This is a genomic window from Paenibacillus sp. FSL W7-1287 (assembly GCF_038004245.1).
Lineage (GTDB): Bacteria > Bacillota > Bacilli > Paenibacillales > Paenibacillaceae > Pristimantibacillus > Pristimantibacillus camelliae.
Genome location: NZ_JBBORD010000001.1, coordinates 3,038,619 through 3,055,278, shown reverse-complemented (window position 1 = coordinate 3,055,278; position 16,660 = coordinate 3,038,619). Strand labels below are relative to the sequence as shown.

At 42.9% G+C, this 16,660-nt stretch carries 16 protein-coding genes; 15 read left to right on the top strand and 1 reads right to left on the bottom strand.

Annotation, left to right across the window (positions count from 1 at the left end):
- Window positions 1-215 precede the first annotated feature (215 nt).
- Entirely contained in the window at window positions 216-1,322 is a 1,107-nt protein-coding gene (locus tag NSQ99_RS13895; RefSeq protein WP_340837279.1) for a hemolysin family protein, read from the top strand.
- Window positions 1,323-1,421: 99 nt separating this feature from the next.
- Here the strand turns inward: NSQ99_RS13895 and mnmA are convergent, their stop codons facing one another.
- A complete protein-coding gene (mnmA, locus tag NSQ99_RS13890; RefSeq protein ID WP_251665850.1) occupies window positions 1,422-2,528 on the bottom strand; it encodes a tRNA 2-thiouridine(34) synthase MnmA in 1,107 nt (368 codons plus the stop codon).
- Between the two features lie 169 nt (window positions 2,529-2,697).
- On the opposite strand from mnmA, the gene cymR reads away from it, so the two are divergent.
- The 14 genes from cymR (at window position 2,698) to NSQ99_RS13820 (ending at window position 16,472) form a co-directional block, all read left to right on the top strand.
- A complete protein-coding gene (cymR, locus tag NSQ99_RS13885) occupies window positions 2,698-3,126 on the top strand; it encodes a cysteine metabolism transcriptional regulator CymR (protein WP_340837277.1) in 429 nt (142 codons plus the stop codon).
- A 25-nt stretch (window positions 3,127-3,151) separates the two neighbouring features.
- Window positions 3,152-4,303 (top strand): cysteine desulfurase family protein, encoded by a 1,152-nt coding sequence (locus NSQ99_RS13880; protein WP_340837274.1) that lies wholly within the window; start codon window positions 3,152-3,154, stop codon window positions 4,301-4,303.
- Between the two features lie 173 nt (window positions 4,304-4,476).
- The gene (locus NSQ99_RS13875; protein WP_251665845.1) at window positions 4,477-5,013 is read left to right on the top strand and encodes a PRC-barrel domain-containing protein; all 537 of its coding nucleotides are present in this window, start codon (window positions 4,477-4,479) and stop codon (window positions 5,011-5,013) included.
- Between the two features lie 11 nt (window positions 5,014-5,024).
- A complete protein-coding gene (locus NSQ99_RS13870) occupies window positions 5,025-5,228 on the top strand; it encodes a hypothetical protein (protein ID WP_251665843.1) in 204 nt (67 codons plus the stop codon).
- 113 nt (window positions 5,229-5,341) lie between these two features.
- Complete coding sequence (locus NSQ99_RS13865) at window positions 5,342-6,409, top strand: AI-2E family transporter (protein ID WP_251665842.1); 1,068 nt, start codon at window positions 5,342-5,344, stop codon at window positions 6,407-6,409.
- 340 nt (window positions 6,410-6,749) lie between these two features.
- Window positions 6,750-9,383, top strand: coding sequence for an alanine--tRNA ligase (gene alaS / locus NSQ99_RS13860; RefSeq protein ID WP_340837269.1), 2,634 nt, complete (start codon window positions 6,750-6,752; stop codon window positions 9,381-9,383).
- A 46-nt stretch (window positions 9,384-9,429) separates the two neighbouring features.
- Window positions 9,430-9,690: an IreB family regulatory phosphoprotein gene (locus tag NSQ99_RS13855; RefSeq protein ID WP_251665838.1), complete on the top strand. Its 261-nt coding sequence runs from the start codon at window positions 9,430-9,432 to the stop codon at window positions 9,688-9,690.
- An 18-nt stretch (window positions 9,691-9,708) separates the two neighbouring features.
- Window positions 9,709-10,116 (top strand): Holliday junction resolvase RuvX, encoded by a 408-nt coding sequence (gene ruvX / locus NSQ99_RS13850; protein ID WP_251665837.1) that lies wholly within the window; start codon window positions 9,709-9,711, stop codon window positions 10,114-10,116.
- 16 nt (window positions 10,117-10,132) lie between these two features.
- Window positions 10,133-10,423 (top strand): DUF1292 domain-containing protein, encoded by a 291-nt coding sequence (locus NSQ99_RS13845; RefSeq protein WP_251665836.1) that lies wholly within the window; start codon window positions 10,133-10,135, stop codon window positions 10,421-10,423.
- Between the two features lie 3 nt (window positions 10,424-10,426).
- On the top strand, window positions 10,427-10,741 hold the full coding sequence (locus NSQ99_RS13840) for a DUF1292 domain-containing protein (RefSeq protein ID WP_340837265.1): 315 nt from the start codon (window positions 10,427-10,429) through the stop codon (window positions 10,739-10,741).
- A gap of 89 nt (window positions 10,742-10,830) precedes the next feature.
- Window positions 10,831-11,964, top strand: a complete 1,134-nt coding sequence (gene mltG, locus NSQ99_RS13835) for an endolytic transglycosylase MltG (protein ID WP_340837263.1) — start codon at window positions 10,831-10,833, stop codon at window positions 11,962-11,964.
- A 31-nt stretch (window positions 11,965-11,995) separates the two neighbouring features.
- Window positions 11,996-12,928, top strand: coding sequence for a peptidase U32 family protein (locus NSQ99_RS13830; protein ID WP_340837261.1), 933 nt, complete (start codon window positions 11,996-11,998; stop codon window positions 12,926-12,928).
- A 26-nt stretch (window positions 12,929-12,954) separates the two neighbouring features.
- Complete coding sequence (locus tag NSQ99_RS13825; RefSeq protein WP_340837259.1) at window positions 12,955-14,211, top strand: peptidase U32 family protein; 1,257 nt, start codon at window positions 12,955-12,957, stop codon at window positions 14,209-14,211.
- Window positions 14,212-14,372: 161 nt separating this feature from the next.
- Window positions 14,373-16,472 carry a methyl-accepting chemotaxis protein gene (locus NSQ99_RS13820; RefSeq protein WP_340837257.1) on the top strand — a complete coding sequence of 700 codons (2,100 nt, stop codon included), beginning with the start codon at window positions 14,373-14,375 and terminating at the stop codon, window positions 16,470-16,472.
- Window positions 16,473-16,660 lie beyond the last annotated feature (188 nt).

Sequence of the window (16,660 nt, the reverse complement as noted above, 5' to 3'; positions counted from 1 at the left end):
GTAAATCAGTTCGGCAGCATAGAGTTCGAACATCTTATGAACAAACTTAAAGAAAGTAACCTAAAAAAGGATGGAATATGGTGCTAGCTGTCACGAATATATATGTCGTAATCATGGCGATTCTTTAAGCCATGAAAAAATGAAGGGAGGTGCATGTCATCCAGTCTCTGGATGACATAATCGGATTGGAGGATCCCGCATCGATTGGATGGTTCATGCTAAGTATAGTCATACTGCTTACAATGTACAGCGCTTACTTTTGCATCATACCTAATATACAAGCGGTCACTAATGGACATCGAATGCTGCAGTGGCTAAAAAAGCATGAACAGATCATCCTGATATTCCCTGCACTATGCTTATGTGTACTTGGGATGTGCGTTTTTAGGCTGTCACATGAAGTCCACAAGCTGCTTGTTTCGAATGAACTGCACTATAGTGAAGGCGCAATACTTACTGCATTGATCGTTATTATCGTTATTTCTCTATGGCTTGAGGTTCGTTATCGTTATAGGTGGCAGGAGTGGCTGTTGCGATTGCTACAGTTGGACAGCAGCACGGTACGAAAATCTATTAAAACGGAGCAAGAGCATTTAATGATTTCGAAGGAATTGGAGGAGTTTCAAGAAAAGCTTGCTAGAGAGGTGATGACACCAAGAATTGATATGATTTGTTTGGAGCAGCATCTGAGTTTTGAGCAAAATATTAATACTGCCATCCAACATATGCGTACGCGATATCCAGTAGTGAACGAGGATAAGGATGATGTTATCGGCTTTATGCATATTAAGGATTTACTAGCGATATATGATGAGGCCAACTCTAGAGCGCAATGGAAACGATGGATTCGTCCCATTATTACGGTGCCTGAGAGCATAGAAATATCCCAACTGCTCACGATGATGCAAGCTCAAAAAACACAGATTGCACTGCTGATTGATGAATTCGGCGGTACTTCTGGAATGGTAACGATGGAAGATATTATTGAAGAGATTGTTGGTGATATTCAGGATGAATTTGATGAAGAGGAGCTTCAGATTACAAAGCTAAAAACGGATGAATATAGGTTAAGTGCAATGCTGCTCATCGAGGAAGTGAACAGCTTCTTCAACATTCACTTGGAAGCAGATGATATGGACTCGATCGGTGGTTATATGTACGCAAATATACTATTCCCTCCGCATATAGGTCAAAGCGTGGTCTATGAACAGGGAGAGCATCAGTTCATATTTACAATTACTGGGATGGAGCAACTTCGAATAACGACTGTCGGGGTAAAACGTTGTAATAAGGAACTTCGTATGAGCAGTCCCCAGCTTTAAGTTTTATTCGATGTTGTTCAAGGATTAATGAGTAATCCTTGAACAACCATCGTATTTAGCCGTTTGAAAAACTAAAAGTTACGAAAGCAGCTACACTTGTTATGCTTGACTAGCAATTTTGTTAACCTTGTGTATCGTGCCGCCTCCAAGACAAACATCGCCGTCGTATAATACGACAGCTTGTCCTGGTGTTATCGCTTTTTGATGCTTTGCAAACGTAATAAGCGCTTCGTTATTTGGTAGCTTTTTAACAGTCACTTCTTGATCAGGCTGACGATAACGGAATTTTGCCGTGCATTGAACAGTATCTGCTGTGTCATCGTTGGTAATCCAGTTCATGTCCGTAGCAAGCAAGCTTTCGGAATATAAACTAGGATGATCACCCTGGACAACATAGAGAATGTTATTCTCCAAATCCTTATCAACTACAAACCACGGTTCGCCGTTACCACTGCCACCAATACCTAGACCTTGGCGCTGTCCAAGCGTATAGTACATTAAGCCGTCATGGCGTCCTTTTACTTCCCCACTTACGATATCCACCATATTCCCTGGCTGTGCAGGCAAGTAATGACTTAAGAACTGTTTAAAGTCACGTTCCCCAATAAAGCAAATACCAGTGCTATCTTTTTTCTTCGCTGTATATAAACCGGCTGCCTCGGCAATTTTTCTTACCTCAGGCTTCGGCAGATGTCCAATTGGAAACATTGCTTTTGCGAGCTGCTGTTGGTTCAGCGCATTAAGAAAATACGTTTGATCCTTGTTGCTGTCAACGCCCCGAAGCAGCTTCGTTGTGCCATCGGCTGAACGTTCTACTCTCGCATAATGACCAGTAGCCAAATAATCGGCATTCAGCTCTTCTGCTTTTTTTAGAAAATCACCAAATTTGATCTCACGGTTGCACATGACATCTGGATTTGGCGTACGTCCACGCTTATATTCATCAAGAAAATAAGTAAACACTTTATCATAATATTGTTTTTCAAAATTGACGGTATAATAAGGTATGCCGATCTGCTCACATACGCGGCGAACATCCTCTGCATCTTCCTCCGCTGTACAATGACCGAATTCATCAGTATCATCCCAATTTTTCATGAAGATACCGATGACCTCATAGCCCTGCTCTTTTAGTAGAAGAGCTGCAACAGAGGAATCAACCCCACCGGACATCCCTATAACAACCCGTTTATTTGAATTAGACATATAAGTCACCACCTTGTTCATTCAAGCAAAACATATTGTAACACAGAACGTAAAGTTTTTCATTTGGCATGTTTGAAAAGCAAGACTCTTGAGAATAGATATGATACCATATAAGAATAACCTATAAGTTTAATGGGATTACAATGATATGCAAAAGGAGTACAAATAAATGAAGATTTCGACTAAGGGAAGATATGGACTGACGATTATGATGGAGCTTGCTGCCAAATATGGAGACGGCCCCCTCTCCCTGAAAAGCATTGCGGAGAAAAATAATTTGTCTGAGCATTATTTGGAGCAGCTTATTGCACCATTAAGAAATGCAGGGTACGTCAAAAGTATCCGCGGTGCCTATGGCGGTTATGTGCTGTCGAAGTCGCCTGGTGACATTACTACTGGCGATGTCATTCGTACACTGGAAGGACCGATCTCTCCGGTTGACTTTACGGAGGAGGATGATCCGGCTAAGCGGAATTTGTGGCTGCGCATTCGTGACAATATCGCGAATGTGTTAGATTCTACAACGCTTAGTGACATGATTAATTATGAGCAGGATGATAATAATAGCGGCGAAGGAAGCTACATGTTTTATATCTAAACGAGCAGTGGAGTGAACGAATGCTATGAAGTCTTTTTATTTTGATCATGCAGCAACTACACCGATTCATCCGGAAGTTGCACATGAGATGATCGCGGTTATGCAGCAAGGGCCTGCAAATGCATCAAGCATGCATCATTACGGCCGTGCTGCAAAAGCACATTTGAACAGATCACGCGACACGCTTGCACGTCATTTAGGGTGCAAGCCTAGTGAGCTTACCTTTACATCGGGCGGAACAGAAAGTGATAACCTAGCCATAATAGGCGCTGCACGTGCACAGGCGGCGAAGGGTAGAAAAGGACTAATTACTTCATCTATTGAGCATCATGCTGTATTGCATACGATGCAGTGGCTGGCAGAGCACGAAGGCTTTGAGCTTCATATTGTTCCAGTTGATAACACGGGAATGGTTAAGCTTGATCAGCTAGCTGATGTATTAGATGAAAGCATTGGGGTAATTAGTATTATGCACGCGAATAATGAGGTTGGAACGATTCAACCGATTGAGCAGATTGGTAAGCTTGCACATGAGGCAGGCGCGCTGCTTCACGTTGACGCTGTACAATCCCTCGGGCATCTTCCGCTGAACCTCAATGAGCTGCCAGTGGATCTCGTGAGCTTCTCCTCCCATAAAATTAATGGTCCTCAAGGTATTGGTGCATTATACATTGCAACAGGCACACCAATTAGTGCCATTGTTCAAGGCGGCTCCCAAGAAAGAAAACGTCGAGCAGGCACTGAAAATGTTGCAGCGATTGTCGGTTTTGCAAAAGCTCTTGACATTTGTGTGAACGAGCGTAATAATTGGCAACCTTTTGTCGCTCAATTGCGTAATAAATGGGTAGAGCTGTTACAACAGGAGTTGGACCAGCACCCGTTCATAATAAATGGACATGCGACAAATACGCTGCAAAACATTGTTAACATAAGCTTTATTGGCGTAGACACGGAGAGCATGCTTATGAATTTAGATATGGCAGGAATTGCTGCTGCAAGCGGCTCTGCTTGTACGTCTGGTTCATTGGAACGATCTCATGTGCTGAAAGCGATGGGCTTAAGTGATGAACGACTGAATAGTGCGATACGCTTTAGTTTTGGGATGGGGAATACGATTGAGCAGCTGCAGGAAGCTGCGCCGATCGTTGCAGGCATCGTAAGACGTTTATCTACATAATTGAGGTTGCGGCTACATTGAAAAGATGAATGGATTAAAGCGTGCTACATTAGTAACATTTCAATAATTGGATATGCTACGTTTAAACTTGCCTTAAAGTGGACAACTTATAGAGGTGTGCGAACAAGAAATTTCTTACTTCTGCAGCAAGTTTAGGTTGGAGGTAGCACATATTGATTTCATTACAGCAGCTAATTGGTTTACCCGTCATTGCGATGAATAATGGGAAGCAAATTGGAATCGTTCAGGACGCATGGTTTGATGAGCATTGGCGCATGCAGGGGCTGGTACTTGAATATGCAAAATGGTTTGCTATGAAGGTGCGAACTGTACCGTGGAACAGCGTATGTTCTTGTGGTGAGGATGCTGTCTTTATTAAAGATGAGACACAAATCATTACAGGAAAAAGACAGCTGCTTCAACGTGGCTTTTGTACGGGCGTCATTCATTTGAAGGACATGCCTATCATTACGGTGACAGGTTCGCAGCTTGGGCGTGTGTCAGATGTATATTTTCAACCATTACAGGATACACAGATAGTAGGTTATGAGCTTACCGATGGTTTTGTTTCAGATCTAATAGAAGGTCGTAAATGGCTAAAGGCTCCAAGAAATATGAATGATATATTACTTGGACAAAATGCAATCATCGTTCCTGCTGTTAGTGAATCGGAATTGGAGCCAGTCGCAGCTTCCAATTTTAGAGGGTAAGGAGAATGTGTATGAGATGTCCGAACTGTAATTCCAAAGATATCGGGAAAATTGGTTCCCATCAATTTTATTGCTGGAGCTGCTTTATAGAACTGACAGTTAACGGCGATAAAATGTCAGTCTATCAGGTGGAAGAGGATGGAACGCTTAGCTCACTCGACGATTTATTTTTCGAGGAGCAGCCAGCAGCTGTAGACATACAATTAAACAGTTAAAATTTATCGATATAGAAAACGGCAATCCGCGTGAGGGTTGCCGTTTTTTGTGCTGAATAGGAATACTTGTACATATAATGGCAAAGAATAGCTAGAATGAAGGTGGTGAATATGTGGAGAGGTTTACAAAGAATAGACTTTTTGTTGTCTTAATCTATACGATTTTATTATTGTTTGTTATCTACTTTCTCCTATTGCTTAAACCGATCATTTTGTCCATCTTTTCGTTTCTAAAGGCGGTCTTAGGTCCATTTATTGTAGCGATGATTATTTCTTATATATTGAATCCTGTTGTCAGTATGCTGCACGATCGAAAGGTTCCAAGGACGATGGCTGTTCTACTCATTTATGCTGTTTTTTGCACGATCTTAACGGTTATTTTAGTAAATATTATACCGATGTTTATCGATCAGATGCAGGAGCTGAACAAGCATCTTCCTGAGCTATCCATGCGAGCACAAAACTTAGTTGTCGATATTAACAACAGCTCACTGCCTGAAAGCTTCCGTGAGGGACTGAATAAAACACTCGTACAATTTGAACGGAAAATATCAGAGACGTTGCTTACCTTCGTGGACAATATTGGTGGAATGGTCAATGCTTTGTTTGTCGCGTTTGTTGTACCGTTTCTTGCGTTTTATATATTGAAGGACTTTGAAGTGTTCGAACGAGCGATTATTAAATACGTACCAAAATCACATCGAAAAAATACGATTCGATTGTTAAAGGATGTCGATACTGCACTTGGCAGCTATATTCGAGGACAGCTGCTTGTTTGCTTAATAATTGGAACCTTCGCATATATCGGCTATCTCCTTGTTGGGATGCCCTATGCATTGCTGCTGGCAAGCATAGTGGCGATTACGAATGTCATTCCGTATCTTGGTCCGTTCATCGGAGCAGCACCTGCCCTGCTTATGGCATCTACCATTTCATTAAAAATGATGCTGCTTGTCGTGATCGTCAATACGGTCTGTCAAATTCTAGAGAGCAATATTATATCCCCTCAGGTTGTTGGTCGAACGCTGCACCTTCACCCGCTGGTGATAATATTAGCTGTGCTAGTTGGGGGCCAAGTGGCCGGTGTAGGGGGAATGATTCTTGCCGTGCCAATCTTCGCTTCCGGCAAGGTCATTATTCAGCATATGTTCGCCTATTATGTACGTCGAAAAATAATTTAACGGCAGCATTTGACAGCATCTTTCGCTGTAGCTATAATTTGAAAAGATGTATATGAAAATCGTTGATGAAAATAAGTACATCATAGCCCATTAGCCAGAGAAGGTGCTTCATTCCTATAGGGAATGGTTGAGAGAGCGCTACTAATGAAGAATGATGGAAAGCTGTTTCTGAGTGTGAGTCAAGCTCATCGGTTGGACCCGTTATCGTCCATGAGGCGATTGCTTTATGTTTTGAGCAATAACCAGGGTGGTACCGCGAACGATGATTCGTCCCTGTCTTGAACAGGGACTTTTTTTATTATTATGAGCAAATATTGCTATGGATCAGGAGGAATTTGCAATGAAAGCAAGTGAAATACGCTCTAAATGGTTAGCATTTTTTGAAAGCAAGGGACATGCGATTGAGCCAAGTGCATCACTCGTGCCGCACAACGACCCATCCTTACTTTGGATTAATGCGGGTATGGCACCGCTTAAGCCGTATTTCGATGGCCGCGTTAAGCCTGAGAATCCACGGATTACAAACTCTCAAAAATGCATTCGTACCAATGATATTGAGAATGTAGGTAAAACTCGTCGTCACCATACGTTTTTCGAAATGTTAGGTAACTTCTCTATTGGAGATTACTTCAAGGAAGAAGCGATCACGTGGGCATGGGAGTTCCTTACCGATAAAAAATGGATTGGCTTTGATCCAGAGCGTCTATCTGTTACCGTTTATCCAGAGGACGAAGAAGCATTTAAGTTTTGGAATGAAAAAATTGGCTTGCCAGCTGAGCGAATTTACAAGCTGGAGGAAAATTTCTGGGACATTGGCGAAGGCCCGTGTGGTCCTTGTACGGAAATTTTCTATGATCGCGGTGATCGTTACGGTGACTTAAATGATCCGGAATGCTGGCCAGGTGGTGAGAATGAGCGCTTCCTAGAGGTTTGGAACCTCGTATTCTCACAATTTAACCATAATAAAGATGGTAGCTACACACCGCTTCCGAATAAAAACATTGATACAGGAGCGGGGCTGGAGCGTTTTGCATCGATTCTGCAGGATGTTGATTCAAACTTTGATACCGACTTATTTATGCCGATTATCCGTCGTACAAGCGAGCTTGCAGGTGTAACCTATAAGCAAAACGAGGATCAAGACGTAGCATTAAAGGTTATCGCGGATCATATTCGTACCGTCGCTTTTGCTGTTGGTGACGGAGTTATGCCATCTAATGAAGGCCGAGGCTACATCATTCGCCGCTTGCTGCGCCGCGCAGTTCGCTACGGAAAAAAACTAGGGATAGACAAGCCATTCCTATTCGGTCTAACCGAAGTGGTTGGTCAAATTATGGGTGAATACTATCCAGCAGTAGTCGAGAAACGTGAATTTATAGAAAAAGTGATTCGTACGGAAGAGGAACGCTTCCACGAAACTTTATCTGACGGCTTAGGGTTGCTCTCTAACCTTGTTAATGAGGCAAAAGCAAGCAACGTAACGGTTATCGGCGGCGAGGATGCTTTTAAGCTGTATGATACGTATGGCTTCCCGTTCGATCTGACAGAGGACTTTGCGATGGAGCATGGCATGACGGTTGATCTAGACGGCTTTAATGCTGCGATGGAAGCTCAGCGCGCACGCGCTCGTGCTGCTCGACAAGATACAGGCTCGATGAAGATTCAAGGTGGACCTCTTGCTGATCTAACGGTTAACAGTCAATTTGTTGGCTATACTGAGCTAGAGAGCAAAGCTGTCATTACTGCGCTTATGTTTGATGACCAGCTTGTTGATGAAGTGCCAGCGGGTAATTCTGTTCATCTTATCCTTGACACAACACCATTCTATGCAGAAAGTGGTGGCCAGATCGGTGACCGCGGTACAATTACTGGCGATGGTTTTGTAATCGAGGTAGAGACAGTAACGAAGGCCCCGCATGGACAAAATCTGCATCAAGCAACTGTTGTTGAAGGTGTAGCTAAAGTGAATGCAGCTGTCACTGCGAAGGTAGATAAAGCTATTCGTGAGGATATCGTAAAAAATCATACGGCAACCCATCTTCTACATAAGGCTTTGAAGGAAGTGCTTGGCGATCATGTCAACCAAGCAGGTTCTCTAGTAGAAGGAGAGCGTCTGCGTTTTGACTTCTCACATTTTGGTTCCATTACGGTAGAGGAGCTTGCGCAGATTGAACGTAAAGTGAATGAGCAAATCTGGCTTGGTACACCGGTTGTTATCGAGCAAATGCCGATTGATGAGGCTAAAGCTCTTGGCGCTATGGCGTTATTCGGTGAGAAGTACGGCGATGTTGTTCGTGTCGTACAGGTTGGCAAATATTCGATCGAGCTATGCGGCGGCTGCCATGTGAATAATACATCTGAGATTGGTATCTTTAAGCTGCTTGGCGAGAGCGGCATCGGATCAGGTGTGCGCCGTATCGAAGCAGTAACGGGCAAGCAGGCGTATCTATATTATGAAGCTCAGCTTGATTTGCTTAAGCAAGCGGCTGCGCAGCTAAAAAGCAATGTAGCTGATGTACCTAAGCGCATCGATGGACTTCATGGTCAGGTGAAGGACCTACAGCGTGAAAATGAATCGCTGCAGAGCAAGCTAAGTCACATTGAAGCGGGCTCGTTACTAGACGGCGTTGTAAAAGTAGGAGAAATTTCTGTATTATGTGCAAAAGTAAATGCATCCAATATGGAAGCTCTGCGTAATATTGTAGATGAGCTGAAAACAAAGCTGCCTTCAAGCGTAATCGTACTAGGTGCAGCAGCAGATGACAAAGTGAATTTGGCAGCAGCTGTTTCAGCTGATCTCGTTAAGAAAGGTTTCCATGCTGGCAAAATTATTAAAGAAGCAGCTCAGCATTGTGGTGGTAATGGTGGCGGTCGTCCAGACATGGCACAAGCAGGCGGTAAGGATATCGAAAAACTTGAAGATGCATTGAAACTTACACAACAAGTAGTTGTGCAGCAAGCAAATGTGATATAGTAGAGATATGCCATTTACCGTGGTTATGTTAGAGGGGGTGTTGCTGATGAGTTCAATGGATCAGACGATGAAGTTTAGTGTGAAGAGTGAAGGAGAGCAATCTTCAGAAGATGTTCTGCTTAAGGTATACGATGCCTTACTTGAGAAAGACTATAATCCGATTAACCAGATCGTCGGCTATCTGTTGTCAGGAGACCCCGCATATATCCCACGACACAATAATGCGAGAAGCATGATCGGCAAGAAGGAACGCGATGAGCTAATTGAAGAGCTTGTTCGTTTCTATCTCTTGCACAAGAAACAATAGCTTAAGGGGCCGTATACGATGAGAGTCATGGGGTTGGATTATGGTGACCGTCGCATTGGCGTAGCCATTAGTGATGAGCTACGATGGACGGCACAGGGGCTAACCGTCGTGGAGAAAAGACGCGACGGTGGTGAACTCGACAGGATCGCTGAACTTGCACAGGAGCATGATGTTTCTGAGGTCGTGGTTGGGCTGCCCAAGAACATGAACGGTACGATCGGTCCTCGCGGTGAGATATGCCAGGATTTTGCCGAGCAAGTAAGGCAAAAGCTTGGCATGCCGGTTCACCTTTGGGATGAGAGATTAACCACAGTTGCAGCAGAGCGAACATTGGCGGAAGCCGAAATTGGTCTGAAAAAACGCAAGCAAGTCGTTGACAAAATGGCGGCAACGCTAATTTTGCAAAACTATCTTGATTCTAAATGAAAAGGTGAGTGTTAACATGGCAAACAATGAACATAACTATGAGGAACCAGAAATTATCTACATCCCAGATGAGGATGGCAATGAAGAAGAATTCGAAGTCATTATGAAGTTTGAGGTAGATGATTCTGACGCTAAATATATGATGGTCGTTCCTTTAATTTCTGAGAATGAAGAAGAGGACGAAGTATATGCATTCCGTTATACAGAAGACGGAGATGATCTTCAGCTATTCACAATTGATGATGAAGATGAATGGGCCATCGTTGAAGAAACGTTCAACACATTGCTAAGTGAGCTGGAGGAGTAGAGGATGTCTTTTCAATATCCAACATCATCTCCTAAGCTCTCATCAAGCTTAAATGAGCATTATGGACGCGAGGTAGAGCTCTTTAATGACGAAGGTGCTACTGAAGCATTTACAATCAAGCTGGAATTCACCTGGGGCGATATTGCCTATGTTGCTCTGCAATCAGCTGCAATGGTTGCTGAGGACGAGGTTGAATTTATGAGAGTGATCGTTGAAGGTGACGATATACAGCTTGAAAGCATCGCTGATGAGGATGAATGGGAAGCAGTGTCTGAGGCATACGACGATTTAATGTTCACCGACGAGGAAAGACCTTAATTGAAAAGCGTTCATCAAAAAGAGCGGCATAACACCGCTCTTTTTGATGATGTTAAAGCACGATAGCTAATAAGAGAGGTGCAAAGCTTTTGAATCATATAGATGATGAAATGTTAGAATCTAAGCCAGTAAAAGCAAAAAAAGCAAAGCGAAAAAAACCAAGAATTTGGTTAGTTTCGTTCTGGGTTTGCTTCTCCTTGCTATTTCTAATGGTCATCGTTGCTGTTAGCGGCTTGTATTATGTATGGAATCAGCTGAGTCCTACAAAAGCAGGTGCTCCTATTGAAGTAACGATTACGAAAGGGATGTCTGCGAATTCTGTATCTAAGCTGCTTGAAGAGAACGGTATTATAAAGAATAGCTTTATATTTGGATATTATCTTGTCTTAAAGGACGAAGGAGCTAATTTTCAAGCGGGCAAGTATAAGCTGAACCCAGGTATGGACAAGGCAGAAGTAATTGCTAAGCTTAATGCTGGTGACGTTATTGCCGAGGAAACGGTTACGTTTACGATTCCAGAAGGCTATTCTGTTGAACAAATTGCTGACAAGCTCTCTGCGGAAGGGCTTGGAGATCGCGAAAAGTTTATAGCGCTGGCCAACGAGGATCGTTCATGGTCAGGCGCCGAAACGGTATTACTGCTGCCGAATAAGCTTGAAAACGTAAAGTATCGCTTAGAAGGTTATTTGTTCCCTGACACCTATGAATTTGTGAAGGGGATATCCGAAGAAGAAATGATTATAAGATTGCTGAGAGAGCAGGATCGTAAGCTAGCGACACTGCCTGAGGACTGGGTAGATCAGCTAGATGTGCTCGGCTTAACGATGCATGAGCTGCTAACGATTGCCTCCTTGATTGAGCGTGAGGTTGTCGTTGATGAGGAGCGTCCAATTGTAGCAGGTGTTATCTATAATCGCTTAGCTAAACCAATGAGACTGCAAATCGATGCAACGATACAATACGCACTAGGGAAACAAAAGGATGTATTGTCCTATGAGGACACGGAGCTTGACAGTCCGTATAACACATATCAAATCGATGGACTGCCGCCAGGACCAATTGCTAATCCAAGCTTGGAATCTATTAAGGCAGCGTTGTACCCTGATGAACATAATTATTTCTATTATGTTACGAAGAAGGATGGTACTCAAACACATTTATTTGCTGAAACCTTTAGTCAGCATGAACGGAATATAGAAAAAAGTAAGCAAGCGACCCAATAATGGGGCGCTTGCTTAGATGAGGTGAGTATTTATGTCATATAATCCAGAATTACTAGCAACAGCTGCTCACATGGATGAACTGGAGAAGCTGATTGATGCAGGCGCAACAGCGATTGTTGTCGGTGAAGCAAAATTTGCTAGCAGGCTAGCTGGTCAATTTGATCTCAATATGATTAAACAAGCGACTGAGCTGGCGCACAGTAAGAAAGCTAAGCTGTATGTATCGATGAACAATTTGATCGATAACGCAACGGTTGATGAGCTTCCACAATATATCCAATCGATACAATCGTTCGGGGTAGATGCAATTGTCTATGGAGATCCAGCCGTCCTCATGGCCGTAAAGGAGCATGCGCCGGGCATGAAGCTGCATTGGAATGCTGAGATGACGTCAACAAACTATGCCACTGCAGAATATTGGGCTAGACGCGGAGCTACACGGTTCGTTATGGCGCGTGAGCTGAATATGGAGCAAATTGTAGATACAAAACAAAAAAGTGCAATTGAAATTCAAGTGCAGGTGCATGGCATGACAGCGATCTATCATTCGAAGCGTTCATTGGTACAAAGCTATGCTGAGCACCATCAGGAACGTGATCGCTATGCGCAGCTACAGCAAGCAGCAGGACTTTATTTAATGGAAAATGACCGTCCAGACGAGCGGTTTCCAATATTTGAGGATGAATACGGCACTCATATTATGAGCTCTGACGATATTTGTATGTTGGAAAATATGCATGAGCTGCTAGATGCTAGAGTTGATAGCTTCAAAGTTGAAGGAATACTCAAGTCAGTAGAATATAATGTAACGGCCGTAAAGGCGTATCGAGCGGTAATTGATGCGTACTTGGCAGATCCAGATAACTATGAATTTGATGAATCCCAGCTGGAGCCTATTCGAGAGCTGCAGGACCCAGGACGTGAATTAAGCTTTGGCTTCTTCTTCAAGGAACAAGTATATTAATTTGTATGTGCAGTAGGAGGTTAGACATGAGTACGACAACGAAAAGAGTTCCTCGCTTTAACGGTAAACGCAATCGTTTAGCTCGCCCAGAGCTGCTTGCCCCTGCCGGCAATCTTGAAAAACTAAAATTTGCTGTGCATTATGGTGCGGATGCCGTTTATATCGGTGGGCAGCAATACGGATTGCGCTCAAATGCGGATAACTTTAGCTTCGAAGAGATGAAGGAAGGCGTTGAGTTTGCTAAGAAATACGGCGCTAAAGTCTTCGTAGCAACGAATATTTATGCCCATAATGAGGATTTAGAAGGCATTGAGCAATATTTGAAAAACCTACAAGATGCAGGGATTGCAGCAATCATTGCGGCTGATCCCATCATTATTGAAACAGCTCAGCGTGTTGCTCCTAACATGGAGGTTCATCTCAGCACCCAGCAATCGGTGCTTAACTGGAAGACAGTCCAATTCTGGAAGGAAGAAGGCCTGCCACGCGTGGTGCTGGCACGTGAGACAAGCTTCGAAGAAATTCAAGAGATTAAAAATCATGTTGATATTGAGATCGAAGCATTTATTCATGGTGCAATGTGCTCGTCGTTCTCTGGCCGTTGTGTGTTATCCAATCACTTTACGGATCGAGATTCCAATCGTGGTGGCTGCTGCCAATCCTGTCGCTGGAAATATGACCTGTTTCTCGAGGGAGCGCCAGTTAATGAAGAGGGCGAAGACCCATTTACAATGGGCTCGAAGGATTTGTGCATGATTGAGCATATTCCTGATCTCATTGAGGTGGGGATCGACAGCTTTAAGATTGAGGGTCGAATGAAGAGCATTCATTATGTTGCATCGGTCGTAAATGCGTACCGTCAAGCTATTGATGCTTATTTCGATGATCCCGAGCATTACGAGCTGAAGCAGGAGTGGCTTGATGAAATTAATAAGGCAGCTAATCGACCGCTTAATACAGGGTTTTTCCTTGATGTTCCTGGCACAGAGGATCATATCTATACAGCGGAAGAGAAACCGGCACCTTATGATTTCGCTGCAGTTGTTCACGACTACGATGAATCGACACAGTTTGCTACAATCGAACAACGTAGTCACTTTACGGTTGGCCAGGAAATCGAATTTGTCGGGCCGGGTGGAAGATTCTTTAAGCAAACCGTTTCCGAGCTAACGGATTTAGAAGGTAACAAGCTGGATGTCGCACGTCATCCATTGCAAAAGCTGCGTATTCGTACATTGAAGCCAGTTCAACCAATGGATATTATGCGCAAAAAAATTAAATAACAATTACGCTGGACCCATGTGAAATTAAATTTTACATGGGTCTTTTTTACTGCAGACATTGACAATTTTCGCCGCTTAACAAATAATAGAGCTAGACAGGACTGCTGTACATAAACCAAAAAATGAAAGCGTTTAACTCAAATCAAAGGGCGGTGCTATAGGTGAAAGTAAAAAAGGATGACGCTTCGAAAAAGCAAAAGAAAGTGAAGAAGAAAGCTCCTATTAATATGAATCCGTTTCAATCTGTGGGTACAAAGCTGTTCTTCTATATCTTCGGTGGTATATTGGCCTGTGTATTAACGATGGGCATTATGGCTTACAACCAATCAAAAAGTATTATAGAGAATAAAGTATCTGAATCAGGACAGCAGACGATTAGTCAGCTTGCTGTGAATTTAAACAATACATTAAAGAAATACGACGACCTTACATTACAGGTCATGGTCGACCCTGCTTTTCATGAGCTTGTAGGCACGATTACGGATAAGCAATTAGGAGAGTATGAAAAATTTGAAGCGACAAAGGATATTTCCAGTAAGCTGCAAAGCATGATATTTGGTAATGATAATATTAATGGTATGGCTCTTATTCCAGTAGACTCAAGCGCCAATATCATTACAGCAGGAAGTGCTCAGCATAGTAAAGTTGAACAACTGAAGGATGAGCCATGGCTGGAAGAGGTTAAAGAGCTAAATGGCCGAACGGTATGGATTGATGCAAGACCAGGTGGACTTATCGCTAACAATACTTCGAGCGCTAGCTTTGGTGTAGCTCGCCTGTTGAAAAATACAACAAGCAGTCAAGCCGTTTATGTGCTAGTGCTTGATATTTCAACTAAAGGTATATTAAATGAGCTTGATAGAATCTCACTTGGTGAAGGTAGCGAGCTGTCTATTGTCAATGCAGATAACCAATATATGGTGCATGCTGAAGCTTCTAAAGTAACAACAGAATCAGTATTCAAGCTAGATGGATCTGAACATAATAGTGTTAGCACCACTTTAGAGGGTATCGGCGATGTGCTGTTAATGCACAATGTACTGGAATACACGGGATGGTACCTAGTCGGGAATATTCCGGTAGAAGAGCTGGTTAAGGATGCCGAGGTGATCAGAACCCTCACGATTAATCTAGCGATTATTGCAGCATTAATTGCGGTTGGGATAGCAGCAATTGTTATTATAACGATTGGTCGTCCGCTCATTAACCTCCGTAATTTAATGCAGGAGGGTGCAAAAGGAGATCTAACGGTTCGTTCGACGATTAAAAAGCGTAAGGATGAGATTGGGCAACTTAGCAGCAGCTTTGACCAAATGATGGAGCAAATTACGTACTTGGCAGAGCAAACTAAAAATTCTGCTGACGCCGTTCTAATGACGGCATCGACGTTAACCGATGCATCGACTAAAACAGCAATCTCAGCAAAGGAAATAGCTGTCGCGACAGAAGAAATTGCAAATGGCAGTACGAGCCTTGCAGTGGAAGCTGAGCGTGGCAATGACATTACACATATGATTAATGAGCAAATGCAGCAAGTCATACATGCGAATGAGCAGATGGTTCAATCTGCGTATGACGTTGAACAAGCGAGTGGTAAAGGAACAGCTTATATGGCTGAGCTCATTGAGAAAACTGGGATGACAGAGGTTATGACAAGAGAGATGGTCACGAAGGTAGACTCGCTGAAGGACAGTACCCGTTCCATTGTTCAAATTTTAGATGTGCTTAATGCTGTAACGAAGCAGACGAATATCTTATCACTGAATGCGACAATTGAGGCGTCTAGAGCGGGTAATGCAGGCAAAGGCTTTATGGTCGTTGCGAATGAAATTCGAAATCTCGCTGACCAATCTACACAATCGATTGATGTTGTAGCTCAAATTACAGATCGAATTCAAAGTGAAATCGTTGAGACAGTTGATGTGCTTTCCAAAGCTTATCCAATGTTCCAAGAGCAAATTCATTCTGTAAAGGAAGCCAATGTTATTTTCGAAAATGTACAAGGGCAAATGGGTGGACTGATAACAAAGCTAGAGGAGGTTACTCGCTCTGTACAAAAGCTAGAAGCCTCTCAGCACGTCCTTAATGAAGCAATGAGCAATGTTAGCGCAGTTGCACAGCAGTCATCAGCTACTTCCGAGGAGGTTGCAAGCTTAAGCTCTGAACAGCTGAGTGTTAGTGATAATTTAGTTATACTATCTACTGAGCTAAGCGAAGTGTCTAATGCACTGAAAGAAACATTGTCTCAGTTTAAAGTTTAGATATTGAATGTAGTGAATAGAAGCAGGTAATAGGGATATGAAGTCCCTATTACCTGCTTCTTTACGTAGGTTCGTAGAACTAATATATTGGAGTTGAATGCTTCCTGATTATGGTATATTCCGATAAAATAAAACATTTTAATTTCGAAATATGTAGAATTTTGGTGGGTAATGATGGTATGATTAGA

What these genes read in the sequence shown, in the direction of transcription:
- NSQ99_RS13895 (WP_340837279.1), top strand. Translation starts at nt 216, where the DNA reads ATGCTAAGTATAGTCATACTGCTTACAATGTACAGCGCTTACTTTTGC.
- mnmA (WP_251665850.1), bottom strand. Translation starts at nt 2,528, where the DNA reads ATGTCTAATTCAAATAAACGGGTTGTTATAGGGATGTCCGGTGGGGTT.
- cymR (WP_340837277.1), top strand. Translation starts at nt 2,698, where the DNA reads ATGAAGATTTCGACTAAGGGAAGATATGGACTGACGATTATGATGGAG.
- NSQ99_RS13880 (WP_340837274.1), top strand. Translation starts at nt 3,152, where the DNA reads ATGAAGTCTTTTTATTTTGATCATGCAGCAACTACACCGATTCATCCG.
- NSQ99_RS13870 (WP_251665843.1), top strand. Translation starts at nt 5,025, where the DNA reads ATGAGATGTCCGAACTGTAATTCCAAAGATATCGGGAAAATTGGTTCC.
- alaS (WP_340837269.1), top strand. Translation starts at nt 6,750, where the DNA reads ATGAAAGCAAGTGAAATACGCTCTAAATGGTTAGCATTTTTTGAAAGC.
- NSQ99_RS13855 (WP_251665838.1), top strand. Translation starts at nt 9,430, where the DNA reads ATGAGTTCAATGGATCAGACGATGAAGTTTAGTGTGAAGAGTGAAGGA.
- ruvX (WP_251665837.1), top strand. Translation starts at nt 9,709, where the DNA reads ATGAGAGTCATGGGGTTGGATTATGGTGACCGTCGCATTGGCGTAGCC.
- NSQ99_RS13845 (WP_251665836.1), top strand. Translation starts at nt 10,133, where the DNA reads ATGGCAAACAATGAACATAACTATGAGGAACCAGAAATTATCTACATC.
- NSQ99_RS13840 (WP_340837265.1), top strand. Translation starts at nt 10,427, where the DNA reads ATGTCTTTTCAATATCCAACATCATCTCCTAAGCTCTCATCAAGCTTA.
- NSQ99_RS13830 (WP_340837261.1), top strand. Translation starts at nt 11,996, where the DNA reads ATGTCATATAATCCAGAATTACTAGCAACAGCTGCTCACATGGATGAA.
- NSQ99_RS13825 (WP_340837259.1), top strand. Translation starts at nt 12,955, where the DNA reads ATGAGTACGACAACGAAAAGAGTTCCTCGCTTTAACGGTAAACGCAAT.